Consider the following 26,166-nt stretch of genomic DNA (forward strand, 5'->3'; position numbering starts at 1 on the left):
ATTAATTTCGGCATTAAAATAAAAAAGAAGAAATCATGGCTTTAGAAATGAAAGTCCCTTCTCCGGGAGAATCGATCACCGAAGTAGAAATCGCCCAGTGGCTGGTTGAAGACGGAGATTATGTAGAAAAAGATCAGGCAATTGCCGAAATTGATAGTGATAAGGCTACCCTTGAGCTTCCGGCAGAGGCCAGTGGTATTATTACCTTAAAAGCAGAAGAGGGAGATGCCGTAGCTGTTGGTCAGGTAGTTTGTTTGATCGATACAGATGCTCCAAAGCCCGGAGGTGGAGATAGTGATTCAAAGGAAGTAGCGAAAGAGGAAAAAGAGGCCTCGTCGGCTAAAGAAGAGGAATTGGAATCTTCTGAAAAAGACAACAAAAAAGCTGAAGCCAAAACAGAGGCTCAAAACAAGCCGTCCCAGGAAAAGGAAACTTATGCAACGGGAAGTCCTTCTCCTGCAGCCAAAAAGATTCTTGATGAAAAAGGGATGGATGCAAATTCTGTAAAAGGAACCGGCCGTGACGGCAGGATCACTAAGGAAGATGCTAACAACGCAAAACCGTCTATGGGTACTCCAGGACAGGGTAAGCGTGGAGAGGAGCGTAAAAAAATGTCTATGCTGCGCCGTCGCGTTGCAGAGCGCCTGGTAGAAGTTAAGAATGAGACAGCTATGCTTACTACCTTTAATGAGGTAGACATGTCTGCCATCTTCTCTCTTCGAAAGCAATATAAAGAGGAGTTTAAAGATAAACACGGTGTTAGCCTTGGGTTTATGTCTTTCTTTACCCTTGCAGTAGTAAGAGCGCTGGACCTATATCCCGGAGTGAACTCCATGATCGACGGAGATTACCAGGTGAAGTATGACTATAAAGATATTAGTATTGCAGTATCGGGTCCAAAAGGATTGATGGTTCCGGTAATGAGAAATGTAGAGAACATGAGCTTCCGTGGGGTGGAAGCAGAGATCAAACGTCTTGCAATCAAGGTGCGCGACGGGCAGATCACTGTAGATGAAATGACCGGAGGTACATTTACCATTACCAATGGTGGAGTATTTGGTTCTATGCTCTCAACACCTATTCTAAATCCTCCTCAAAGCGGAATTCTTGGAATGCATAATATTGTGGACAGGCCTGTGGCTATTGATGGTCATGTGGAAATTCGTCCTATTATGTATGTAGCACTTTCTTATGATCACAGGATTATTGACGGAAAAGAATCTGTAGGATTTTTGGTGGCCATAAAAGAGGCCCTGGAAAATCCGGAAGAACTTCTTATGGATAATGATGTGAAGAGAGCTCTGGAATTATAGAGTTCGAAAAATGATAAAAAGAAAGGCCGTAATTTTTCGAAAATTACGGCCTTTCTTTTTGTACTAGTACGTAAGTAGAATGTAGAGATTGAGTACCAGTACAAATATAATTAACAGTGCCAGTAACGCCGGAAACACCGGCAGGTGTTTTAGGTTAAAAAAATTCATAGCGGTAGATTTTTTGGTTAACCTCAAGGTACTCAAAGATATACCGCTGTAAAATGGGTGGAAACCCCCATTTTTTAAAGATTATTTCAGGTAAAGGTTCATAGATTTGTAATCAATAATGGCTTTGCCTTTCTTGAGTATGTCGGCGCCAATAATTCCCTGCACCTTTTCGGCTTTATGTTTTACCAGAGCCTCATTAACATGCTTAAGGTCGAAAAGTATGAGATCCACTTTTTTTGTTTTCCAGCCTTTGATCTCAATAAGGTTCTTCATTGCAATTTGGGTCAACATGTTAGTTGCCCCGGCACCTGCCGCTTTTACATCACTATCTTCTGCGAGTAACTCGAAATATGAAATAGCTTCCAGCCCAACGCAGGTGCTGGATGCCCCGGTGTCAAGGATGAAATTGCCCTCAATTTTATTTATTTTCGCTTTTAGTTCCAGATGTTGAGTGGCGGTATAGGTGAGAGGTATTCTTGTGTATCCTTTTTCTTTAAGTAACTTCTTAAGAGATGCCATTCTTTTCTTTTTGGCAAAGATAGCTGTATAAATTAAATTATTTTTGCATTTATGACAATAACAGATACTCATACCCACCTCTACAGTGAATCTTTTGAGGAAGATCGCAGGGAGATGATAAATAGAGCATTAGATGCCAATATTACACGTTTTTTTATTCCGGCTATTGATTCAGCCTATATTGAAGATATGTATGCTCTGGAAAAAGAATTCCCCGAAAATATTTTTTTAATGGCCGGGCTGCATCCCACTCATGTAAAGGAGAATTTTCGGGAGGAATTAGATATTGTGGAAAAGCAGCTTAATGAAAAGAAGTTTTATGCAGTGGGAGAGACGGGAGTTGATCTTTACTGGGATAAGTCAACTTTAAAAATTCAGCAGGAAGCTTTCAGGTATCAAATACAGCTTGCGAAGAATCATCAATTGCCAATTGTGATTCACTGCCGGGATGCATTTGATGAAGTGTTTGAAGTGCTGGAACAAGAGAAGGGAGAAGATCTATTTGGAATTTTTCATTGCTTTACCGGGACTCACGAACAGGCTTTAAAGGCACTTTCCTATAATATGAAGCTGGGGATTGGCGGCGTAGTAACCTTCAAAAATGGTAAAATTGACAGGTTTTTAGATCAGATCCCGCTTAGTGAGATTGTGCTGGAGACCGATGCTCCTTACCTGGCGCCGGTGCCCTACAGGGGGAAACGCAATGAAAGTCTCTATATCCTTGAAGTGCTTAACAAGGTTGCTGAGGTCTATAACGCCACTCCCGAAGAAATAGCTGCAGTCACAACCCGTAACTCACGGGATATTTTTGGGATATAATCAAGACTTGTGCTTATATTTTTGTTTTTTTGCTAACTCTAACGAACAACCAGTGACAAATTACGATGATATTCGGTTTTACGACGATGCAGAAGTGCAGGGTGCTTTAAAGGATTATGTGCGGCATCCTATGATCAAAGGTCTTTTGCAATTCACCTTTCCGAATGTTGCATTTGAGAAGGTGGAGGAGAAGGTCCTTAGCTGTAATTCTATTAGGGACTTCCAGACCAAAATTATTTATCACACCGTGCAAATGGTGTTGAGCAAGAGCTCTGAGGGTTTATCTTATTCGGGTTTTGATCAACTGGATAAAAATGAGTCTTACCTGTATATTTCCAATCACAGGGATATAGTTCTCGATACTTCCCTGCTTAATTGTGTGCTTTACGAGGCCGATCTTAAGATGACTGCTTCGGCCATTGGGGATAACCTTGTGAAAAAGCCGTTCCTGCTTGCACTTTCCCGACTCAATCGTAATTTCCTGGTAACACGGGGGGTGAGTCCGCGGGAAATGCTTAAAAGTTCCCAAAAACTTTCAGAATATATAAGAAAACTTCTCCTCGAGGAGAAGCGATCGGTTTGGATGGCCCAACGTGAGGGTAGGACCAAAGACGGTAATGATCATACTCAGCAAGGAGTGCTAAAAATGCTGGCGATGGCAAAGGGAGATGACTCTGTAGCCGAATATTTTGGTAAGCTGAAAGTTGTACCCGTGGCGATTTCCTATGAATTTGATCCTACAGATGTGCTAAAGTTGCCGGAGATCCTGGCCAAAAGAATGGAGCAGATCTATATAAAGTCGGCAAATGAAGATTTTAAATCTATTCTTAAAGGTGCCCTTGGAAATAAGGGAAGAATACACATTGCTGCCGGAGAACCTATAAGCACAGAGGCGCTTAAGGAGATCGAGGCGAAAGCCGGATCTGTGAATGAACAGCTGCAAGTCTTAACGGCGAGTATTGATCGTCGCATCCATTACAACTATAAGCTTTGGCCTGCCAATTATATCGCTTTTGATTTGCTTAATGGTAGCAGCATGTTTGAAGAATTTTATAACACAAAACAAAAAAGACAGTTTGAAAGGCGTCTTACCCGTAGAGTTGATTTTAAGAATGCACTTGAGGTGAACAGTTATCTTCTAATGTATGCCAATCCAGTAATTAATCAGAAGAATCAGCATGAAAACCAGCGCTAATATTCTCCTAATATATACTGGGGGAACCATTGGTATGGTGAAGGATTTTGAGACAGGTGCGCTCAAGGCCTTCAATTTTGATGAGCTGTTGCAAAATATCCCTGAATTAAAACTGCTGGAACATCATATTGACACGGTAAGTTTTGAAAGGCCTATAGATTCTTCAAACATGAATCCCGCCTATTGGGTTCAAATGGCCGAAATTATTGAGGAGAAATATGAAGAGTATGACGGGTTTGTTGTTTTGCATGGGAGTGATACCATGTCTTACAGTGCATCGGCTCTAAGTTTTATGTTTGAGAACCTTTCAAAACCTGTGATCCTGACCGGTTCCCAGTTGCCTATTGGGGATCTTAGGACAGATGCTAAAGAAAATCTCATTACCAGTATTCAAATCGCAGGACTTCAAAAGAACGGAAAGCCGGTAATCACTGAGGTTGGTCTCTATTTTGAATACAAGTTGTACAGGGGGAACCGTACTTCAAAAATCAATGCAGAGCATTTTCAGGCTTTTGCTTCACCTAATTATCCTCCTTTAGTAAATTCGGGAGTTCATTTGGCAGTTAACGACGCTTATTTATGGAAGCCGAACCAGCGTCGCAGGATGAAACTTCACAAAGGTCTTAATGATGAGATTGCCTTGGTAAAGATTTTTCCGGGGATAAACAGGAGTCTATTGGAGCATATATTGAGTAAAGAAGGATTAAAGGGAGTGATCCTGGAAACCTATGGTAGCGGGAACGCGCCTACCCTGGAATGGTTTGTTCAATTACTCAAGGATACAATTTCCAGGGGTGTGGTTATTGTGAATGTCACCCAGTGCATTGGGGGCAGTGTAGCGATGGGCCAATATGAAACAAGTACACAACTCAAAAAAATTGGGGTTGTCTCGGGTAAAGACATTACTACAGAGGCAGCTGTGGCTAAAATGATGTATCTCCTGGCGAAGGAACTAAGTCCAAAAGTATTTAGAACAATATTCGAAACTTCCTTACGTGGGGAAATGTCATAAAAATTAAGGGCTGTTACTTGACCAGCTTCTCTTTTTTTTCGTTATTTGGCGAACTGTTCAGAAATAGCTTGAAAAAAGATTTTGTCAGTATAATATTTTAGAGAGGTGGCCGAGTGGTCGAAGGCGCACGCCTGGAAAGTGTGTATACCCCACAAGGGTATCGAGGGTTCGAATCCCTTCCTCTCTGCTAGTTATTTTTATTTGAATAAATATTTATATCTTTAACCCGTTAACTAATTAAATTAAGACAAAAAGTAATGAAAAGATTATTTTCAATTTTGGTGATCGCTACAATTATGGTGTTCGGAGCCGTAGATGTAAATGCGACAAATAACGTGAATGCCCTGCCGGCTACCATGGTGAACTTTGTTCAGGATGAAGATCAGGCAGTTGCTGAAGAAACTGAAGATGTAGGATTTCACCAGGAGCTTAAAAGACGCTTCATCGAAGGTGGACCCGGATTTATGGGGATCGTACTTCTTTGTTTGATCTTAGGACTGGCGATCGCGATTGAAAGAATTATATATCTTAACCTTGCAACTACCAATACTAAGAAACTTGCGCAGGATGTAGAAGACGCATTGAATACAGGTGGTATCGAAGCTGCCAAAGATGTTTGTCGTAACACAAAAGGTCCTGTTGCTTCTATTTATTACCAGGGTCTTGACCGCGCCGATGAAGGTACAGAAGCTGCTGAAAAAGCAGTTGTAGCTTATGGAGGTGTTCAAATGGGACTTCTTGAGAAAAACGTATCATGGGTATCTTTGTTTATCGCTCTGGCTCCGATGCTTGGGTTCATGGGTACTGTAATTGGTATGATCGAGGCTTTCGATAGAATCGAAGCGGCAGGAGATATGCAACCTTCACTAGTTGCTGGTGGTATTAAGATCGCTCTTCTTACTACAGTATTTGGTTTGATCGTGGCTATTATTCTTCAAATCTTTTACAACTACATTATCGCTAAGATCGACCGTATCGTTAATGATATGGAAGATGCTTCTATCACTTTGATGGATATCCTTGTAGACTACAAGAACAAAAGAAGAGTATAACATTACCAAACTTAATTATGAGCTTACATAAAATATTAAAATATATAGCGCTCGTTATCGGGGTTATTGGACTAATCCTTTGGGGAAGAGTTCTAATGGCCGGTGATGATGCTATAGAAAACTCGGCAGATGTACAGGCAAGTGTGGTGACTCCATTCCTATATGTGGCATACATTGTGTTTGCAATAATTGTGCTCCTTGTGCTATTCTTTGTGATCAAAGGACTGTTTTCGGGAGATATTATGCGAACCCTAATCGCAGTAGGAGCGTTTATTGTGGTTATTGGTATTGCATATTTACTTACAAGTGGTACCGAGAGACAACTTAATGATGGAACGATGCTTTCAGCAAATGCAGACCATTGGGTAGGAGCAGGTTTAGTAACCTTCTATATCCTTGCCGGTACAGCAATATTGCTAATGATACTTTCCGGAGTCAGAAAACTTATAAACTAAATTAGCTATGGCCAGACGATCTACACCTGAAGTAAATGCCGGTTCATTGGCCGACATCGCCTTCTTGCTTTTGATCTTCTTCCTGGTGACAACAACTATTGAAACAGATAGCGGTATCAGCAGAAAGTTGCCTCCAATGCAGGATGAAAACGTGGAACCGCCAATTATCAAAGAAAAGAATATTTTCAAGGTAATTGTAAACCGAAATAATGATCTGTTAGTAGAAGATGAGCTAATGGAGCTTAAGGATCTTAGAGATGCCGCTGTTGCCTTTTTGGACAATGGTGGAGGAGTTGGACCGGAAGCCTGTACTTACTGTGAAGGTGCCGGAGATCCAACCTCTTCAGATAATCCTATAAAAGCAGTTATCATGCTTGTAAATGACAGGCAAACTGAATATGGGACCTATATTGCCGTTCAAAATGAATTGGTAGGAGCGTATAATGAGTTGCGTAACCGTTCTGCCCAAAGGTTGTACGGAAAATCTTTCTCTCAAATGGAGGCAGACTATGACAACATCAATTTTACAGGAAATAAGGAAAGTTTGAAGGAGCGAATTGAGGAAATAAGAGATATGTGGCCTCAAAAGCTTTCAGAAGCCGATCCTAAAAATTAATCGCGAAAATTAAAGAGCTATGGCAAAATTCAATAAGAAAAAAGGCAGTGAACTGCCCGCGATAAATACCTCATCCCTGCCAGATATCGTTTTTATGCTTCTTTTCTTCTTCATGGTGGCAACAACAATGAGGGAGACTACCTTAAAGGTGCAAAACGTTCTTCCTTATGCAGACCAGGTAGAGAAACTCGATAAGAAGGATCTTGTGATGTATATCTATGCGGGTAAACCAAGTGCCAGATATCAACAAAGTGTTGGTACCGAATCCAGGATACAGTTGAATGATAACTTTGCTGAGGTTAGTGAAATCCAACAGTTTATTTATGCTGAAAGAGAAACTAAAAGAGAGGAACTTGTTCCTTTCCTTACAACCGCATTAAAGGTTGACCATGAAACCAATATGGGATTAGTATCTGATATTAAGATGGAGCTGAGAAAGGCTGAAGCTCTTAAGATTAATTACACTACCCGTACCGGTGATGCAGCGCAGAACTTTGACTAAAATCTTTTTATAATCTTTTTATAATCCCCTTTCTTTCCGAAAGGGGATTTTTTTTTTGAATGCTGCTTTTCTTCGAGTTATCTTTGATCAAAATTCTTTCATGTACCGGTCGCAAAAATGGCATTTTATCGTTTTATTCTTTTCTTCTTTTTTCCTTCAGGCGCAGGAAAGAAATGAAATTCCCCCTGTGATCGATAGCCTGTATCGTGAGGACCAGGTGTATTTTAGTTTCACTTACAACATCGTTAGCGGGTCGCCATCAGAGATTACCACTTCTCAGTTCTCAGGAGGTTTTCACACCGGCTTTATTAGAGATTTTCCCATTAATTCCCGGCGGAATGTTGCCCTTGGGCTTGGTCTTGGCTGGTCCATTGACACCTATGGGCACAACCTCTACGTAGGAGAAGCTGTGGAGGGGGAGGGAACCTATTTTGCAGTACTTGACCGGGATAGGGTAGATTTTAATACTAATCGGTTTACAACGCAGTCCATTGATTTACCAATTCAGTTTAGATGGCGTACCTCGACTCCAGAAAGTTATAAGTTTTGGCGTATCTACGCAGGTTTAAGACCTGGATATGTATATTATTTTCAGTCAAAATTTGTGCAGGATGGAAATACTTACAGGGAATCGGATGTCCCGGAATTTGAAAAACTTAGGTTAGGGGCAACTTTTACCTTTGGCTATAACACCTTTAACTTTTCTCTCTATTATAGCCTAAACTCCTTCTTTAAAGACGCGACAGTGAATAATGAAGACCTTGATCTAAAGACCTTGCAGTTGGGACTTACTTTCTATCTTTTATAACCACATAAAGGCTACTCCTACCTGGGGAAGCAGACCGAGAATTATTCCCAGACTTAGTTCGGTGTAAGAATGGGCGCCATGATGCAACCGTGAAGAGGCGGTGAGGCCTGTAATGGCAATCATAAAACTAATGGTATAAACCAGGTTGAGATTAAAATGCAGGCTTAGAAATACCAGGAAGAGCGTTAATCCCCCGAGCCCCATCATGTGGAGGCTTACTTTGATCCTGGCAAGAAGAAACAATAAAGCCAAAAGAGCTGAGAGCATTATCCCCATGAAGAAATAATACAATTCGGGATAATCAAAGGTGTTCAATACATATTTGAGCACTACAAAATCTAACACGGCATATAAGAACAGCGGCCATTTTCTTTCTTGTATTTCTTTTAGATGATGGTCATTTACCTTTTCAAGGGTTTTGAGCATATAAACAAAAACGATGGGAATAAAGATAGTCATGATGGCCACTGCCAAAAGCTTGGCTTTAATGACTTCTATTGGGAAAAATCGTGGTGTTACCAGGAAATAGATCAAAGTTCCTACAGAGGGCATCCAAATGGGGTGAAAAAGGTAGGATGCAGACTTAATAAGAAGCTTCATCAAATCTCTTTTCGAAGGCGGGCAACGGGAATATCCAGCTGTTCTCTATATTTTGCTACAGTACGACGCGCAATTGGATAACCCTTTTCCTTCAGCATTTTTGCCAGCTTCTCATCTGTTAGAGGTTTCCTCTTGTTTTCGTCTTCAATGGTCATCTCAAGGATCTTTTTGATCTCCTTGGTTGAAACATCTTCCCCCTGGTCGTTCTTCATGGATTCAGAAAAGAAATCTTTAATGAGTCTTGTGCCATAGGGAGTATCGACATATTTACTATTGGCTACCCGGGAAACCGTGGAGACATCCATGTCAATCTCGTCTGCAATATCCTTTAGGATCATGGGCCTTAGATTTCTTTCATCTCCGGTTAGAAAGAATTCCTTTTGGTAATTCATGATAGAACTCATCGTAACAAACAGGGTAGTTTGTCGCTGTTTTATTGCTTCAATGAACCACTTTGCGGCATCCAGTTTTTGTTTTATGAACATTACCGCATCCTTCTGTGCCCGGCTTTTTTCTTTGGATTCCTTGTAACCTTTGAGCATCTCACTGTAATCCTTGGAAACGTGCATTTCTGGCGCATTTCGACCGTTGAGGCTTAGTTCCAGCTCCCCATCGACTATTTTGATAGTAAAATCGGGAATTACATGTTCCACTGCACGCGTATTTCCAGCATAGGCACCCCCGGGTTTGGGGTTAAGGTGTTCTATGACATCTATTGCATTCCTAAGTTCTTCTTCGGAAATATCATGCTTGGAAAGCAATTTCTGGTAATGCTTCTTACTGAATTGATCAAAAGACTTTTCAATAATATCGGAGGCAAGACTTACCGCTCTTGTTTGCTCTTTTCTGTTCAACTGAATCAACAAACATTCCTGAAGACTTCTTGCACCAACGCCCGCAGGATCCAATTCGTGTACATATTTTAGTACTTTTTCAACAGTTTCCTCATCTGTATAAACGTTTTGAGTGAAAGCAAGGTCATCAACAATGTCCTGAATAGATCTTCTTATATATCCGCTTTCATCCACGCTTCCTACCAAAAACTCGGCAATCTCTTCTTCAGACTCATTAAGCCTAAGAGTGCTGAGTTGGGTTTTTAAATACTGCGTAAAAGATGTGCCCGATGCATAGGGTACCTGCCTGTCTTCGTCATCTGCACTATAATTATTGGCCTGCAAACGGTAATTAGGAATTTCGTCATCACTCAGGTACTCATCTACATTGATGTCTGCCTCAATGGTCTCATTTCCCTGATCTTCATCCTGGTAGTCATCTGTGCCAAAATCCTCTTCGTACTCTTCATTATCCTCTTTCCCACCTTCAAGTGCAGGATTTTCCTCCATCTCCTGCTTAAGCCGTTGCTCAAAAGCCTGCGTAGGAAGCTGAATAAGCTTCATCAACTGGATTTGTTGAGGGGAAAGCTTTTGAGATAATTTTAAGTTTAACTGCTGTTTTAGCATATAGTTTCTGGCTTTTTATAAAAATAAAAAAAACAATCTACAAACGTAAACGAACGTAGATTGTTTATGAGTACTTTAGGATGTAAAAAGTTTTAGAATTCGGCGTTAAGCGGAGTTCTCGGGTATGGGATCACATCTCTAATGTTCCCCATTCCCGTGGCAAACTGCACCAATCTTTCAAATCCAAGTCCAAATCCACTGTGTACACAGGTCCCAAATCTACGGGTATCGAGATACCACCACAACTCTTCTTCATCAATATCAAGCGCCCGCATCTTTTGTTGTAGCACCTCAAGACGTTCTTCCCGTTGTGAGCCACCAACGATCTCCCCAATACCAGGGAAAAGGATATCCATGGCCCGCACAGTCTTACCGTCTTCATTTAAACGCATATAAAAAGCTTTTATGTTGGCCGGGTAATCAAAAAGTATCACCGGACATTTAAAATGCTTTTCTACGAGGTACCGCTCATGCTCACTTTGCAGGTCGGCTCCCCATTCTTCTATAATATAATTAAATTTTTTCTTTTTGTTGGGCTTCGAGTTCTTTAGGATGTCAATAGCTTCGGTGTAACTCACCCTTTTGAAGTTATTTTCAATTACGAACTTCAACTTTTCTGTAAGGCTCATTGGGCTTCTTTCGGCTTCCGGTTTTGCCTTGTCTTCATTGGCCTGGCGTTCTTCAAGAAATGCAAGATCGTCTTTGCAGTTGTCCAATACGTACTTGAGAACATATTTTATAAAATCCTCGGCAATGTCCATATTTCCAGCCAGGTCACAAAAAGCCATTTCGGGCTCTACCATCCAGAATTCGGCAAGGTGACGGGAAGTATTGGAGTTTTCTGCCCTAAAAGTAGGTCCAAAAGTGTAGATCTGTCCGAGACCAAGAGCATAAGTCTCGCCCTCAAGCTGTCCCGAAACGGTTAGGTTAGTTTCCTTTCCGAAGAAATCTTCCTTGTAATTAATGGATCCATCTTCGTTACGCGGAACATTATCAAGGTCGAAAGACGTCACTTTGAACATTTCTCCTGCTCCCTCGGCATCACTTCCGGTGATTATAGGGGTATTGACGTAGTGGAAATTGTTTTGCTGAAAATAGCTGTGAATAGCAAAAGACAATTTAGACCTTAGTCTCATCACAGCCCCAAAAGTGTTGGTCCTTACCCTAAGGTGTGCCTGCTCCCTAAGTTTTTCAAGGGAATGCCTTTTAGGAGAGAGGATGGTAAGTTTAACTTCTTCGGGATCTGCATCCCCAAGGATTACCACAGAATTTGCCTGGATTTCCACCTTTTGTCCGCTGCCCTGGCTTTCTTCCAGGGTCCCCGTGACCTTTATCGCTGCCCCAACCGTAATGCGTTTTAGGGTATTCTCACTTAGTTTTTCGTAATCAACAACACATTGAAGGTTGTTGATGGTAGAGCCGTCATTGAGGGCGATAAAGCGGTTGCTCCTAAAGGAACGAACCCAGCCATTTACCTCTACTTCCTGTAAATATTGAGTGCTTTCTAAAAGTTCTGCAACTTTTCCTGTGATCATCTTTTTCTATTTGGAGAGCAAAGATAATTTTTCCGCACTTGCCTTACAAGTAATTAAATAAAGGCCTTGACCAAAAACAGGTGTCAAAAATCACATTTTTGGATCCTCCTTGCTGTAGTTCTCTTCGGAATCTTCTTCCTCCGGAAAGATATTTATGGTAGGCTCCCGCAATACATCTTCATTTGCAATTTCCTTCTGAAGCGATAGAAGTAACGCCGGTAGTAGTAGCAGGTTCGACAGCATGGCAAACAGCAGGGTGGCCGAAACCAATCCTCCAAGTGCTACTGTGCCCCCAAAACTGCTTATCATAAATACAGAGAAACCAAAAAACAGCACAATTGAAGTATAGAACATACTCACACCGGTTTCTCTCAAAGCAGCATAGACAGATCTTTTGACCTTCCAGTTGTTTGCTTTGAGTTCCTGCCGGTATTTTGCCAGGAAATGAATGGTGTCATCTACAGAGATCCCAAAGGCGATGCTAAAAACCAGGATAGTTGAGGGTTTGATTGGCACTCCCAGGAAGCCCATCATTCCCGCCGTCACCAGAAGAGGCAGGAGATTTGGAATTAGCGATACAAGTATCATTTTAAAGGAGCGGAACATCCATGCCATGATCAGGGCAATTAGGAAGATCGCGAGACTAAGGGAAATGATCAGGTTTTTAACCAGGTAATTTGTGCCTTTTTGAAAGATCAATGCTTTACCTGTCATCTCTACTGAAAAACGATCTTCAGGAAATATTTCAAGGATCTTTGGCCACAGGTCTTCCTCGATCCCCTCCATTTCTTTGGTGCCAATATCTTTCATAAAGGTGGTCATCCTGGCATAACGGCCGGTACTATCCACAAAAGAAGTGAGTAAATTATCACCGGCAGCATCCAGCCCCTTGGCATAAGGAAGAATAAAGTTGCGTTCCTGGGATGTGGGCAGCTGATAATATTTTGGATTCCCGTTGTAATAGGCCTGTTTCGAATACTTAACCAGGTTTACTATAGAAACCGGAGGGGAAAGCTGTTTTTCTTCAGCAATGAGCTCTTGAAGCTCATCCATTTTCCTTAGGGTAGGCAGTTTCATTACTCCCTGCTCCCGCTTGGTGTCTATCAATATTTCCAATGGCATAACACCATCGAACTCTTCTTCAAAGAATTTGATATCTTTAAAAAAGGCCGCCTCCTGTGGCATGTCCTCCAAAAGGCTTCCGGAAATCTTGATCGTATAGATCCCAATAATGCTTGCTACCAGCAGTACAAGTGAGATGATGAAGATCCCAATGCGGTGGTGCCTTACCATTTTTTCCATCCAGTCTACAAACCCGGCGATCCATCTTTTGTTCAGGTGTTTTAAGTGCTTTTCCCTCGGCACATTCATGTAACTGTAGATGATGGGAATGATAAGGAGGCTCAGGATAAAGATCGCAATGATATTTATAGAAGCCACGATCCCGAACTCTTTGAGCAAGGTACTTTCTGTAAGAATAAAAGTTGCAAATCCCGAAGCTGTCGTAAGATTGGTCATTAGGGTGGCATTCCCCACTTTTGTGATCACTCGCTGCAACGACTTCGCCTGATTCCCGTGCTTCTTTATCTCCTGCTGATATTTATTAATGAGGAAGATGCAATTTGGGATCCCAATCACAATGATCAACGGCGGAATGATCGCAGTAAGTACCGTGATCTCATAATGCAGCAGTCCCAATACACCAAAGGCCCACATCACGCCAATAATAACCGTGATCATGGAGATCACCGTAGCGCGAATACTCCTGAAGAAGAAGAAAAATATAAGAGAAGTTACTAAAAGCGCAGCTCCAATGAATAAACCTATCTCATCAATGATGTTCTGGGAATTAAGCGTACGTATATAAGGCATGCCCGAGACATAGACATTTAGATCCTGTTCTGCTTCAAACTTTTCTACGAGTGGAATTAGATCCTCTACTACAAATGTTTTGCGCTTCCCTGTGTTGACGATCTCCTTGTCAAGATAAATTGCAGTTTGAACTGTATTGGAGTGCCTGCTGTAAACCAAACCTTCGTAAAAGGGCAAATCCTGAAATAATTCTTCCCGATACTCCCTTACCTGTTTGGTGTTGGGCTGGGGCTCGGTAACAAAAGGAACCATCTCAAACCTCCCGGGATCTTCAAATTTCTGAAGTTTTTGAAGGTTGCCAATGCCAACTGAAAATTCAACTTCAGGAAAACTGTCCAGTTTTTCGGCCAAAGAATTCCAGGCCATGAAATTTTCAGGAGAAAATAAAGCAGAATCCTTTACAGCAAGTACAATTACATTGCCCTCTTCCCCAAACTTGTCTAAAAACTCCTGGTACTGCAAATTGATAGGGTCATCATCGGGCAGAAGGTTAGCTTCAGTAAAGGAAAATTTCATGTTCTTCCACTGCAAACCAAGAAAAATGGTTGCTGCAGCGATCAATATCAGGATAAGGATCCTGTTCCGAAGAATGGTACGTGCAACCGTATTCCAGAACTCGAAGCCGAGAAATTTTGACATGGTAGAAATTTGTTTTGCAAAGGTAAGAAAGCAAGCATATTTATATAATGGTAGCAGCCTTCAAATTGGAGCAGAAAAAAGCGGCCGAAAAAGCCGCTTTAAAAAAGTATATAAATTTAGCCCTTTTAGACAGTCATGATCTCTTTTTCCTTAACTGCAAGGATCTTATCTATCTTATCAATATAAGTGTCTGTAAGTTCCTGAATCTCGGCTTCAGCAGACTTTTGAAGATCCTCAGAAATGTCAAGTTTTTTTATTTCCTGGTTAGCGTTCTTACGATCGTTCCTAACCCCAATCTTGGCATCTTCGGCTTCGGCTTTGGCCTGCTTTGCAAGTTCACGGCGACGCTCCTCGGTCAAAGGTGGAACGTTAATGATCACGCTGTCCCCGTTATTCATAGGATTAAACCCCAAATTGGCCTGCATGATCCCTTTTTCAATAGCCTGGATCATACTTTTTTCAAAAGGTTGAATGGTGAGGGTACGGGCATCTGGAGTATTCACGTTGGCTACCTGATTTAGAGGAGTCTGGCTTCCGTAGTAATCTACTCTTACGCTGCCAAGCATAGCGGGAGTCGCTTTTCCCGCTCTAATGTTTAATAACTGTTTCTCCAGGTGAAGAATGGCTTTATCCATTGCTTCCTTTGCACTATCAATAACAAAATCTAACTCGTCGTTCATTTCTAAAGGTTAATTTTAAAAACTATTTCAAATCTCGTATGCCTAAAAATTTACTTTGGTACCTATTTTTTCTCCGGTCACAACCTTTTCGAGATTTCCGGGTTTATTCATATCAAAAACGATAATAGGTAGCTTATTTTCCTGACTAAGTGTAAAAGCCGTACTATCCATAACTTTCAATCCCTTGGTAAGGACCTCATCAAAGCTTATAAAGTCAAATTTAGTAGCTTTTTTGTCTATTTCCGGGTCTGCAGAGTAAATTCCGTCTACGCGTGTCCCTTTGAGGATCACATCGGCGTGAATTTCTATAGCCCTTAAAACTGCTGCGGAATCTGTAGTGAAATAAGGATTTCCTGTACCACCCCCAAAAATAACTACTCTCCCTTTTTCAAGGTGGCGCATGGCTTTTCTTCTAATGAAAGGCTCTGCTACTTCATTAATTTTTATAGCGGACTGAAGTCTCGTTTGGATGCCTGCATCTTCGAGAGCAGACTGCAGTGCCAAACCATTTATTACCGTGGCAAGCATTCCCATGTGATCGCCGGTCACGCGATCCATACCACGACTGGCACCAGATACACCTCTAAAGATATTACCGCCGCCAATAACTATGGCCACTTCAACTCCTCTTTCTGTAACTGCTTTTATTTCCTGTGCATACTCGGCTAAACGGAATGGATCGATTCCATACTGGCGATCGCCCATAAGTGCTTCGCCCGAAAGTTTAAGTAAGATTCTTTTGTAGTGCATTTACGTGATTTGATGGGTTGTGCAAAACTAAGGAAATTATTAATGTTATAAAGGGGACAAAAAAGAATATTGAAGTAGCCCTTTGATGAGGGCTAAATTTTATACTTTTATTAACGGGAAAAGGGTTGCCCGATCAAAAATAAGCAATGAAAAAAATTATATTTCTAAAAGTATTTTTAGTACTCTTCCTTTTTTGTGCGATCTCCTGTGATAAGGATGATTCTATAGAAAAAACCCTTCCGGGGGAATGGATCGAAGTGGCACCTGTAAGTGATCGCACCACACTTATTTTTTCATCACATAACAGGTTGACAAGAATAGACGGAGAAGGCAATGAGGAAGATTATATCTATGAAATTAAAGATGATGCCATTTTTTTAAGTCTGGTAAGTGGGCAGGAGGGAAGCACTGAGTTGTTTTTCCAAAAGCTGGATCCCGGTAGATTCAGAACTGGAAATTTATATCCTTCTATCCCCGAAGGCGAAGAGGTTATTATGACCTTTGAGAGGATCTAAAAAGAGAACCAAGACCGCTCTGCCGGCCGGCCGGCTACAAGAAACAAGAGCCAAGATTTTTTTATTCCTTAAATGAAATTCTAGTCGTTTGGGCTAAAGCCCTTTTTGTTTCTTCTTTTTTTTACCACCTAAAGGTGGTGGCAATTTAAGTTAGCCATTTAAAGATGGATAATTAATAACCATGAATTGCCGCCGGCTGTAGCCGGCGGATGCAGAGAACAAAATCTCCCAAGGCTTTAGCCAAATTTTCGATCTTAATTTTTAACCCAGTCTAAAACGCAAAAAACCCGCTTCTGGAAAGAAGCGGGTTTTTTATATTGATTGAGCAAGTGCTTATCCAAGTGCAACTCTTTCGAATCCTACAACTTTAAGGTTGGCATCTTCAGACTTTACATATTCCCCAACAGACATTTTGCTGTCTTTGATGAAATCCTGATTTACAAGAGTGTTGTCTTTAAAGAAACGTTTGATCTTTCCTTTTGCGATATTGTCAAGCATTTCTTCTGGCTTACCTTCCTGTCTTAGTTGATCTTTAGCGATCTCGATCTCTTTTTCAACTACAGACTGGTCAACACCTTCTTCGTTAAGAGCAACAGGGTTCATTGCAGCTGCCTGCATAGAAACGTTTTTCGCAACTTCTTCGGCGTTATCTGTCTTTGCAGAAAGTCCTGTAAGAACAGCGATCTTGTTACCGGCGTGGATGTAAGATCCTACAAATGGAGCCTCAAGAGTCCTGAAGTCACCAATCTCGATCTTCTCACCAATAACCCCGGTTTGCTCCGTAAGTTTCTCCTGAACAGTAATTCCTTTGTACTGCTTTCCAAGAAGTTCTTCCTTAGAAGAAGTTTCAAGGGCAAGATCTGCAAGATCCTGTGCGAACTGAACGAAAGAATCATTCTTTGCAACGAAGTCTGTTTCACAGTTAAGAGAAACGATCACTCCTCTGGTGTTATCAGAATTTACTGTTGCGATCACAGCTCCTTCAGAAGACTCTCTGTCGGCACGGTTTGCAGCAACTTTTTGTCCTTTTTTGCGAAGAACTTCAATAGCTTTATCGTAATCTCCTTCGGCTTCTACCAATGCTTTTTTGCAGTCCATCATTCCGGCACCGGTAGCTTGTCTTAGTTTATTTACTTCTGCGGCGGTTATCTTAGCCATAGTGTATAATGTTTTATATTAAAAGAATAAGTCGTTCAGTTAATTTCAGAAGAAAGAAACCGAACGACTCATAGATTAACTTATGAAATTTCTATTCTTCCTCACCATTAGTAGAACGAGCATCGGCTAAAGTCTCTTTTTTAGACTCTAGTTTCACGTCTTCCTGAGCTTCCTTCATGTCTTTTTTATCCTGTGGATCTGTAGACGGAACTTCAGTTTCTAATTTCGGCTTTCTTGGCTTAGGAGTTCTTTTTGGTTTGTCTTCTGTTTGATCTTCTTCTTTGGAATCTTTTCCAGAAGATTTTCTTTCAGAAAGACCTTCTACGATAGAATCGGCCATGTAAGAAACAACTTTACTAATTGATTTTGAAGCATCATCATTTGCAGGGATCACATAATCCACATCTCTTGGATCTGAATTCGTATCGACCATTGCAAAAATTGGAATGTTTAATTTTTGAGCTTCTTTAATCGCGATGTGTTCACGAGTAATATCTACTACGAATAAAGCGGCCGGAAGACGGCTCATTTCCGAAATAGAACCTAAGTTTTTCTCTAACTTAGCTCTTAAACGATCTACTTGTAAACGTTCTTTTTTAGAAAGTGTGTTGAAAGTACCGTCTTTCTTCATTCTATCGATAGAAGCCATTTTCTTAACAGCTTTACGAATAGTAACGAAGTTTGTCAACATACCACCAGGCCATCTTTCTGTGATGTAAGGCATGTTAGCTTTTTCGGCTTGTTCAGCAACAATTTCTTTTGCTTGTTTCTTGGTAGCTACGAAGAGTATTTTTCTACCACTGGCTGCAATTTTGCTAAGCGCGTCTCCGGCTTCCTGCATTTTAGCAGCACTCTTATAAAGGTTGATGATGTGAATCCCGTTGCGCTCCATGTATATGTAAGGCGCCATGTTTGGATTCCATCTTCTTGTGAGGTGACCAAAGTGTACACCTGCATCAAGTAATTCTTTTACTTCTACTTTGTTTGCCATTTTTGTAATAGTTTACGTTCTGTTGAGATAGCAACAATCAAGTGGCGATTTTTAAATCTGGCCTTGACCGTTTAGATGCTAAACTAACCACCGGCACTTCGACATGCTTAGTGTGAATTCCGGAGTAACAACAAAAATCTAATGATTTTAATGAACTTTTGGTGCTGTGAACACCAATAATATTAACGTTTAGAGAACTGGAATTTCTTACGAGCTTTCTTCTGACCGAATTTCTTACGTTCAACCATTCTTGGGTCTCTTGTAAGTAAACCTTCTGGTTTTAGAGTAGTTCTATTCTCAGCGTCCAATTCTACCATAGCTCTGGAAAGGGCAAGGCGAATAGCTTCTGCCTGTCCAGTAATCCCACCACCGTAAACATTTACTTTGATGTCAAAGCTTTCGTTGTTTCCGGTTAAGTTAAGCGGCTGTCTTACTTTATATTGTAAGGTGCTGGTAGAGAAGTAATCCTTAACGTCTTTTTTGTTTACAGTGATGTTACCGCTTCCTGTAGAAACGTACACACGTGCAACTGCCGTTTTTCTACGGCCAATTTTGTGAATAACTTCCATTACTTAAGATCGTTTAAGTTAATAGTTTTTGGTTTTTGCGCCTGTAGGTCATGTTCTGATCCTGCAAAAACTCTTAGGTTACGGAAAAGATCTGCTCCAAGTTTGTTCTTTGGTAGCATTCCTTTTACTGCATTTTCCACAAGTCTCTCTGGACCTTTAGTGAATAATTCCGTTGCAGTTAAACTTCTTTGACCCCCAGGATAGCCGGTGTGGCGAATGTACTCTTTAGAGTCCCATTTCTTTCCTGTTAAGTTGATCTTCTCGGCATTGATAACAATTACGTTATCACCACAATCAACGTGTGGGGTGAAATTAGCTTTGAACTTCCCTCTTAGTAGCTTTGCTACTACAGAAGAAAGGCGGCCAAGGGCCTGTCCTTCGGCATCAACAACAACCCACTCCTTATTTACAGTGGCTTTGTTGGCAGAAACCGTTTTGTAGCTTAATGTGTCCACACTAATTAAATTTACTTAATAATTAAACATTCCATTCCCTGCATAAAACAGGGGTGCAAATGTACAATTATAAATTTATATTACAAACGCCAGATTACTAATTTAATGGAGTAGAAGTTTCTGGTTTTCAGACCTGTTGTAAATGTCACCAGAATTTAGTTTTTTCAGCTTTGGAAATCTCTTCTTTTAAAGAAATTTAAGCCATTAATTTCGGTCCTTCACAATATCTAATAAGTTGTGGTTAATCGATGAAATACACTTAATATCGATTAAAGGGAAATAAGTGTTAAAGAATTATTAAATAAGATTTCTCTCTCTTACATTTGTACCCTCGAAATGAAGAACTTGACTATGAAAAGATTATTACTTCATGCAGTGGCGGGGATTATGTTGGCGCCACTTTTTACTGCCTGCTCAAAGGATAATGGGAACAGTGATGTTCAGGAATTAAATCTTACAGGAACCACTTCTATTCAGGAAGTCAATATTTTGGCGGCAGACCTCGTAGGAACATGGAACATGTACTCCATGACTTCAATGGAAAACACTGTAGATTTTGACCAGGATGGTAACAGGACTAATGACCTCCTGCTAGAAACCAATTGTTTCGATCCCATGTATTTTATATTTAAAGAGAATGGTGGAGTGGATACGCACCAGGCCAGACTGTATTTTAGCGAGGCTACCGGAATGTTCTCCTGTCAAACAACCGGCGATTATTCTGCAACTTATGAAATTGTAGATGGAAATGAACTCACCATTACATTTTCAATAGATGGACAGCAATACGTTGAGACCAGAACAATAAGCCTTTTTACCAAAGACAATTCCGAATTTCTAAAAGTAACCCTTACAAAAACTGAAACAAATGCTGCAGTTTATGTAGCGCCAGATCCCGGTAATACAGTCGCTTCAGAAATTCAAAAAATTGAAATGGTATATATAAAACAATAACAGTCTTTTTTGCCCCCTGAATGATCAAAACCTTCGGCACCTGTTTCCGAAGGTTTTTTTATGCTCATCTTTCCTGTTTTCTTTTGAACAGGTTCGGGACCAACGAAAGATTTTAGATCTCAAATCTCACATCTCACATCTCACATCTAATTAATGTGCCTCGAGCCAGTTCTCTCCCGTACCTAATTCTACTTCCAGAGGGACATCCATAATAAATGCATTTTCCATCTCGTGCTTCACCATCTTTTGGATTTGTTCCAGTTCTGGGCGGTACACATCAAAAACAAGTTCATCATGAACCTGTAGCAGCATTTTGGTTTTGTAATTTCCCTCCTGCAATTTTTTATGAATATTGATCATTGCCAGTTTAATGATATCGGCAGCACTTCCCTGGATAGGGGCATTAACGGCATTTCTTTCAGCTGCACTGCGAACCATCTGGTTTCGGGAATTGATATCTCTTAAATATCTTCTTCTGCCAAGCACCGTTTGTACATAACCATGCTGGCGGGCAAATTCCACTTGCTCACTTATAAAGTTCCGAAGTTTTGGATAAGTCTTATAATAGGTGTCGATCAATTCTTTTGCTTCTCCTCTTGAGAGATTTGTCTGGTTGCTCAACCCAAAGGCAGAAACCCCGTAAACTATTCCAAAATTAACTGTTTTTGCATTACTACGCTGCTCACGTGTCACCTCTTCTAAAGGAACATTGAACACTTTTGCAGCGGTAGAAGCGTGAATATCCTGGTTTTGTTGAAAAGCAGAGATCATATTATCTTCTTCACTTAAAGAGGCGATGATTCGTAACTCGATCTGCGAATAATCGGCAGCCAGTAAAATATGGTCTTTATCGCGAGGGACAAATGCTTTTCGCACCTGCCTGCCTCTTTCGGTCCTTATAGGGATATTCTGCAGGTTGGGATTATTGGAACTCAATCTTCCAGTTGCCGCCACGGTTTGCATATAATCTGTATGCACCCTGCCTGTGGTCTCATCCACCTGTAGGGGCAAAGCATCTATGTAGGTATTTTTTAATTTGACCAGTCCCCGGTAATCGAGTACCTGTTGCACGATCTTGTGCTGCGGTGCCAGGGCCGAAAGGATTTCTTCCCCGGTAGAATACTGTCCCGATTTTGTTTTTTTGGGCTTGTCAACCAGTTTCAGTTTTTCGAACAATATAATCCCTAGCTGTTTTGGCGAGCCTATATTGAACTCTTCCCCTGCGGTGTCAAAAATGCCTTTTTCAAGCAGGCTAATATCTTTATCAAGTTCCTCCGAAAGGTTTGAAAGAAAATCTTTATCGAGTTTTATTCCTTCCAGTTCCATATCGGCCAGGACACGTACCAATGGGATCTCGATCTTATTGAAAAGTTTCTCGGTTTTGGCTTCTTTAAGTTCTGGAGTGAAATGTTGCTTTAACTGCAGGATCACGTCGGCATCCTCAACGCTGAATTCCGTTTGTTGCTCGAGAGAAATGTCGCGCATGGATTTCTGGTTTTTGCCTTTCCCCAATAATTCCTCTACAAAAACAGGAGAATAATTCAAATATGTTTCTGAAAGCACGTTCAGGCTGTGGCGCATATCGGGATTAATAAGATAGTGGGCGATCATGGTGTCGAACAGTTCCCCCTTAAACCTGATGTTGTATTTTGCCAGTACCTTGATATCGTGTTTCAGGTTTTGGCCCACTTTTTCGATGTTTTCAGCTTCAAAAAAGGGCCTGAGTTTTTCCATCACTTCCTGGGCTGCAGATCGGTCTTCGGGAACAGGGATATAAAATCCTTTTCCGGCTTCCCATGAAAACGCAACTCCAATAATTTCTGCGGAAAGCGGATTCAATCCTGTTGTTGTAAATTCAAAACATACGCAGGGTTGCTTCATTAAATTTTGAAGGAAGAGTTGCATGGCCATACCTGTAGCGATACTTTGGTAAACATGCGGGACATCTTTAATGGTCTTCCTGCCCGAAAAATTCTCAATACTTTCGGATGCTTCGGTCCCAAAAAGGGAAAATTGGCCTGCTCCTGCCTGCCGCTCCTGGGCTTTCGCGGTTTCGGTACTTGTAACCTGCGTAGGTCGTGCAGTTTCCCCGCCCGAAAACAGCTTCAGGAATTGTTCTTTTAAACGACGGAATTCCAGTTCTTCAAAGATCTCCTGTACCTTTTCTGCATCGGGCTTGGAGAGTTCGTAATCTTCAGCATGAAATTTTACATTACAGTCGGTCATGATGGCGGCCAGTTTTCGGGAGATCCTGCCCTGCTCAGCATGGGCTTCCACTTTTTCACGCATCTTGCCTTTAAGCTTATCGGTATTTGCAAGTAAGTTTTCCATGCTGCCAAACTCCTTCAGGAATTTCTTAGCGGTCTTTTCACCTACCCCGGGCAAACCGGGTATGTTATCAACTGCATCTCCCATCATTCCGAGGAAATCGATCACCTGCTCCGGGCGTTCTACAGCAAATTTCTTCTGCACTTCGGGAATTCCCCATATTTCAATGCCGTTACCCATGCGGGCTGGACGGTACATGAAAATATTTTCGGAAACCAATTGGGCAAAATCTTTATCGGGTGTTACCATGAACACCTTATAATTTTCTTTTTCGGCTTGTTTTGCCAAAGTCCCAATTATATCATCGGCCTCACAACCCGGCAACACTACCACGGGAATATGCATTGCAGTCAAAATATCCTGGATATAAGGAATAGCTTTAAGGATAGGTTCGGGAGTGGCATCCCGGTGTGCCTTATAAGCTTCAAACATTTCTGTACGGGCGGCGCTTCCTTCCTTGTCAAAACACACTGCCAAATGATCTGGCTGTTCCCGTCTTATAACGTCGAACAGGGAATTCATAAAACCCATGATGGCCGAAGTATCCTGGCCTTTGGAATTTACAATGGGGTTATTGATAAAGGCATAATATCCTCTAAAAATTAAAGCATAAGCGTCAAGAAGGAATAAGCGTTTTTGGTCGGCCATGAAATTGTTTTTTACGCGATAAAATTAAGAAACTAAAATGAGTATTAAGAATCGATAAAAGTGTAGCGGGATATTAAACACTAATCAACAGCCAATGCCCATAAAAAGTTAACCTGGCCATTGAATTTTGGTTCAATGACCAGGTTAATTATTTAATCCCATGAATTTACCTGATTAAATATTGCCACAGGTAACCTTCTATTGGACCTTAGTCTTTAAATCTTATATCGCAATCTCTGCTTTTCTGCGACGGTAACCATAGTAAAGTATATAACTGTAGCACAACATCACGAGGATAAGTGCAAGGTTAAATCCATAGGAATCTGTGATGTAACCAAAAGCCGGGGGGATTATTGCCCCACCCACAATCATAGTACATAATACTCCAGAACCCTGTGGTTTGTTATCTCCAAGTCCGTCAAGTGCCAGACTGAAAATGGTAGGGAACATAATAGAGTTGAACAATCCTACTGCGATCAAAGACCACATTGCAACAAGTCCCGTAGTAAGGTCGGAAATAAGGACGAGACCAATGGCGCAGGCTGCAAAGAAGCTAAGTACTTTTGCCGGGTTCAGGATCTTAGTGAGGTAAGAACCAATAAAACGGCCAATCATGGCTCCGGTCCAGTAGAAAGTCACAAATACTCCCACTACCGCCATATCTGTAGAGGTGGTGACGCCCGAGGATAAGATCCATTCGGCCAGGGTTCGCATAAATGGCGTTTCCCTTATTATATCGGGAAGGTTAAGGCTTAAAAAATAGTTGACCATATAGGAACCAATAGCTACCTCGGCACCTACGTAGAAGAATAATCCAAAAGCACCCATTATCAGGTTACGGTTCTTAAGTACTACCCCGTAATCATTGGAGGCTTCGGTGTCGGTTACCTTCGGAAGTTTTACAAAAAGAAAGACCAGTGCTATGAGGATAATAAAAATGGCTATACCAACGAAAGGAGTTTGTACGGCTGAAGCTTCCGCAGCATAGTATTTTACTCTTTCGGCTTCGGTCATAAAAGCGATCTCATCTTTTGTAAGTACTTTGTCACTAAGGATAAAAAGGGCACCAAGGGCAGGAGCGATCGCTGTTCCCAAAGAGTTAAAAGCCTGAGACAGGTTGAGTCGGCTGGAAGCAGTTTTTGCGGGGCCGAGAATGGTTACATACGGGTTGGCTGCAACCTGCAGGATAGTGATACCCCCGGCCAGGATAAAGTAACCAACCATAAAAATTCCGAAGACCCTGTAAGAAGCCGCCGGCCAAAAAAGGAGGCAACCTGTAGCCATGGTAAAGAGGCCCAGTACAATTCCTTTTTTATATCCAATTTTGGAAAGCAGCCATCCTGCCGGAATTGATAACAGGAAATAGGCGCCAAAAAAGGCAAATTGAACCATTCCTGCCTGGAAATAAGTAAGGGTAAAAACCTCCCTTAATCTTGGTATGAGGGAATCTACTAATACAGTGATAAAGCCCCAAAGGAAAAAAAGTATGGTTAAAAAAATAAAAGCGGTACGATAGGATTTTTTTTGTTCTTCCATGGTTTTAAAAATAGAATTTACTGGCTACGTTTTTGTTCTCTCCTGCCCTGTATTCCATATAGGAAAAGCCTTTTTGGATGCAGTAAGAACCTACTTCACCTTTTTTGTTGATGGCAATGAATGCCGCCTGGAAATCTTTGTAATTTGGGTTTTGTTTAATTATTCGTAAAATGGCTGTCTCACATGCTTCCTGCGGAGAAATTCCCTGTCTCATTAGCTCCACGATAAGGAAGGAACCAACACTTTTCAAAATTGCTTCGCCCATTCCGGTCGCTACGGCACCTCCCACTTCGTTGTCAAGAAAAAGCCCGGCTCCTACAATGGGAGAATCTCCTACGCGCCCGTTCATTTTGTAAGACAGGCCCGAACTGGTGCATGCACCTGCTATATCACCTTTATGATCTATACAGAGCATGCCAATGGTATCGTGATTTTCAATATTGATAATAGGCTTGTACTCTTTTGTTTTAAGCCATTCTTTGTATGCCTTTTCTGAAGCTTGGGTAAGAAGGTCTTCTTTTTCGAATCCCTGCTCCTGCGCGAATTGATCGGCACCTTCTCCCGCCAGGATCACGTGAGGGGTTTCTTCCATGACCTTTCTGGCCACAGAGACAGCATGAGTATTATTCTTCAAGTAGACCACAGCACCGGCGTCACCCTGTGGGTTCATTATACAGGCGTCAAGAGTGACATTTCCTTCCCTGTCTGGGGCGCCGCCACGACCTACTGTAGTATTTCTAATATCGGCTTCTTCCACCATCACGCCCTGTTCAACTGCATCAAGAGCCAATGCTCCTGCCTCGAGCATTTTCCCTGCCATGAGGCTCGCATTGGGAAAGTTCCAGGTCGCAATACAAACAGGCAGAAAATTTGACATTTTTGACAGGTTTAAATAATCCATAAATGGAGAAGCAGTGGCAATTCCTAATCCGCCAAGGGAAGCATTTCTTATGAAATAACGTCTTTTCAAGTTTAGCTAAAACATAATTTTAGAGCCGGCCGTAAATGTATGAAAAG

General features: G+C 41.4%; 25 protein-coding genes and 1 tRNA gene. 12 read left to right on the plus strand and 14 right to left on the minus strand.

Features of this window, described 5'->3' with window-relative positions; translation table 11 throughout:
* Positions 1-35: 35 nt before the first annotated feature.
* Positions 36-1,313 (plus strand): 2-oxoglutarate dehydrogenase complex dihydrolipoyllysine-residue succinyltransferase, encoded by a 1,278-nt coding sequence (odhB, locus tag LA313_RS07825; protein WP_228914123.1) that lies wholly within the window; start codon positions 36-38, stop codon positions 1,311-1,313.
* Between the two features lie 249 nt (positions 1,314-1,562).
* Here the strand turns inward: odhB and LA313_RS07830 are convergent, their stop codons facing one another.
* Positions 1,563-2,000 carry a retropepsin-like aspartic protease gene (locus LA313_RS07830; RefSeq protein ID WP_228914124.1) on the minus strand — a complete coding sequence of 146 codons (438 nt, stop codon included), beginning with the start codon at positions 1,998-2,000 and terminating at the stop codon, positions 1,563-1,565.
* Positions 2,001-2,051: 51 nt separating this feature from the next.
* Here LA313_RS07830 and LA313_RS07835 point away from each other — a divergent pair, with 51 nt between their 5' ends.
* From LA313_RS07835 to LA313_RS07875, 9 genes are all read left to right on the plus strand, one after another.
* Positions 2,052-2,819, plus strand: a complete 768-nt coding sequence (locus LA313_RS07835; RefSeq protein WP_228914125.1) for a TatD family hydrolase — start codon at positions 2,052-2,054, stop codon at positions 2,817-2,819.
* Positions 2,820-2,871: 52 nt separating this feature from the next.
* Entirely contained in the window at positions 2,872-4,014 is a 1,143-nt protein-coding gene (locus tag LA313_RS07840; protein ID WP_228914126.1) for a 1-acyl-sn-glycerol-3-phosphate acyltransferase, read from the plus strand.
* Entirely contained in the window at positions 3,998-5,026 is a 1,029-nt protein-coding gene (locus tag LA313_RS07845) for an asparaginase (RefSeq protein ID WP_228914127.1), read from the plus strand. Before LA313_RS07840 ends, LA313_RS07845 begins: the two co-directional genes overlap by 17 nt.
* Before the next feature lie 99 nt (positions 5,027-5,125).
* Positions 5,126-5,213: transfer RNA gene (locus LA313_RS07850), tRNA-Ser, on the plus strand.
* A gap of 70 nt (positions 5,214-5,283) precedes the next feature.
* On the plus strand, positions 5,284-6,078 hold the full coding sequence (locus LA313_RS07855; RefSeq protein ID WP_228914128.1) for a MotA/TolQ/ExbB proton channel family protein: 795 nt from the start codon (positions 5,284-5,286) through the stop codon (positions 6,076-6,078).
* Between the two features lie 17 nt (positions 6,079-6,095).
* Positions 6,096-6,533 (plus strand): hypothetical protein, encoded by a 438-nt coding sequence (locus LA313_RS07860; protein ID WP_228914129.1) that lies wholly within the window; start codon positions 6,096-6,098, stop codon positions 6,531-6,533.
* Between the two features lie 7 nt (positions 6,534-6,540).
* On the plus strand, positions 6,541-7,149 hold the full coding sequence (locus LA313_RS07865) for an ExbD/TolR family protein (protein WP_228914130.1): 609 nt from the start codon (positions 6,541-6,543) through the stop codon (positions 7,147-7,149).
* Positions 7,150-7,168: 19 nt separating this feature from the next.
* A complete protein-coding gene (locus LA313_RS07870) occupies positions 7,169-7,651 on the plus strand; it encodes an ExbD/TolR family protein (protein ID WP_228914131.1) in 483 nt (160 codons plus the stop codon).
* Between the two features lie 100 nt (positions 7,652-7,751).
* A complete protein-coding gene (locus tag LA313_RS07875) occupies positions 7,752-8,459 on the plus strand; it encodes a porin family protein (protein WP_228914132.1) in 708 nt (235 codons plus the stop codon).
* On the opposite strand, the gene LA313_RS07880 is transcribed toward LA313_RS07875, so the two are convergent.
* The 6 genes from LA313_RS07880 to pyrH form a co-directional block, all read right to left on the minus strand.
* Complete coding sequence (locus LA313_RS07880) at positions 8,454-9,059, minus strand: hypothetical protein (RefSeq protein ID WP_228914133.1); 606 nt, start codon at positions 9,057-9,059, stop codon at positions 8,454-8,456. The two genes, LA313_RS07875 and LA313_RS07880, sit on opposite strands and share 6 nt — an antisense overlap.
* A complete protein-coding gene (rpoN, locus tag LA313_RS07885; protein WP_228914134.1) occupies positions 9,059-10,519 on the minus strand; it encodes an RNA polymerase factor sigma-54 in 1,461 nt (486 codons plus the stop codon). The genes LA313_RS07880 and rpoN overlap by 1 nt, the downstream gene beginning before the upstream one ends.
* A gap of 92 nt (positions 10,520-10,611) precedes the next feature.
* The gene (asnS, locus tag LA313_RS07890) at positions 10,612-12,054 is read right to left on the minus strand and encodes an asparagine--tRNA ligase (protein WP_228914135.1); all 1,443 of its coding nucleotides are present in this window, start codon (positions 12,052-12,054) and stop codon (positions 10,612-10,614) included.
* Between the two features lie 90 nt (positions 12,055-12,144).
* Positions 12,145-14,565 carry an efflux RND transporter permease subunit gene (locus LA313_RS07895; protein WP_228914136.1) on the minus strand — a complete coding sequence of 807 codons (2,421 nt, stop codon included), beginning with the start codon at positions 14,563-14,565 and terminating at the stop codon, positions 12,145-12,147.
* A gap of 125 nt (positions 14,566-14,690) precedes the next feature.
* Positions 14,691-15,245, minus strand: coding sequence for a ribosome recycling factor (gene frr, locus LA313_RS07900; protein WP_228914137.1), 555 nt, complete (start codon positions 15,243-15,245; stop codon positions 14,691-14,693).
* A 42-nt stretch (positions 15,246-15,287) separates the two neighbouring features.
* On the minus strand, positions 15,288-15,995 hold the full coding sequence (gene pyrH, locus LA313_RS07905; RefSeq protein WP_228914138.1) for a UMP kinase: 708 nt from the start codon (positions 15,993-15,995) through the stop codon (positions 15,288-15,290).
* Positions 15,996-16,141: 146 nt separating this feature from the next.
* On the opposite strand from pyrH, the gene LA313_RS07910 reads away from it, so the two are divergent.
* Positions 16,142-16,510, plus strand: a complete 369-nt coding sequence (locus LA313_RS07910) for a hypothetical protein (RefSeq protein ID WP_228914139.1) — start codon at positions 16,142-16,144, stop codon at positions 16,508-16,510.
* 333 nt (positions 16,511-16,843) lie between these two features.
* Here LA313_RS07910 and tsf read toward each other — a convergent pair whose 3' ends face one another.
* The 4 genes from tsf to rplM all read right to left on the minus strand — a co-directional run bounded on the left by tsf (position 16,844) and on the right by rplM (position 19,683).
* A complete protein-coding gene (gene tsf / locus LA313_RS07915; protein ID WP_228914140.1) occupies positions 16,844-17,668 on the minus strand; it encodes a translation elongation factor Ts in 825 nt (274 codons plus the stop codon).
* A 91-nt stretch (positions 17,669-17,759) separates the two neighbouring features.
* Entirely contained in the window at positions 17,760-18,659 is a 900-nt protein-coding gene (gene rpsB, locus LA313_RS07920) for a 30S ribosomal protein S2 (RefSeq protein WP_228914141.1), read from the minus strand.
* Positions 18,660-18,841: 182 nt separating this feature from the next.
* Entirely contained in the window at positions 18,842-19,228 is a 387-nt protein-coding gene (gene rpsI / locus LA313_RS07925; RefSeq protein ID WP_228914142.1) for a 30S ribosomal protein S9, read from the minus strand.
* Positions 19,228-19,683, minus strand: a complete 456-nt coding sequence (gene rplM, locus LA313_RS07930) for a 50S ribosomal protein L13 (protein WP_228914143.1) — start codon at positions 19,681-19,683, stop codon at positions 19,228-19,230. Before rplM ends, rpsI begins: the two co-directional genes overlap by 1 nt.
* Before the next feature lie 351 nt (positions 19,684-20,034).
* Here rplM and LA313_RS07935 point away from each other — a divergent pair, with 351 nt between their 5' ends.
* Entirely contained in the window at positions 20,035-20,637 is a 603-nt protein-coding gene (locus LA313_RS07935) for a lipocalin-like domain-containing protein (RefSeq protein ID WP_228914144.1), read from the plus strand.
* Positions 20,638-20,787: 150 nt separating this feature from the next.
* Here LA313_RS07935 and polA read toward each other — a convergent pair whose 3' ends face one another.
* The 3 genes from polA to LA313_RS07950 form a co-directional block, all read right to left on the minus strand.
* Positions 20,788-23,613 (minus strand): DNA polymerase I, encoded by a 2,826-nt coding sequence (polA, locus tag LA313_RS07940; RefSeq protein WP_228914145.1) that lies wholly within the window; start codon positions 23,611-23,613, stop codon positions 20,788-20,790.
* A 222-nt stretch (positions 23,614-23,835) separates the two neighbouring features.
* A complete protein-coding gene (locus LA313_RS07945; RefSeq protein ID WP_228914146.1) occupies positions 23,836-25,149 on the minus strand; it encodes a sugar MFS transporter in 1,314 nt (437 codons plus the stop codon).
* Positions 25,150-25,153: 4 nt separating this feature from the next.
* Positions 25,154-26,119, minus strand: coding sequence for a N(4)-(beta-N-acetylglucosaminyl)-L-asparaginase (locus LA313_RS07950; RefSeq protein ID WP_228914147.1), 966 nt, complete (start codon positions 26,117-26,119; stop codon positions 25,154-25,156).
* Positions 26,120-26,166: the final 47 nt, after the last annotated feature.

Source organism: Salinimicrobium sediminilitoris (genome assembly GCF_020866905.1).
GTDB classification, from domain to species: domain Bacteria; phylum Bacteroidota; class Bacteroidia; order Flavobacteriales; family Flavobacteriaceae; genus Salinimicrobium; species Salinimicrobium sediminilitoris.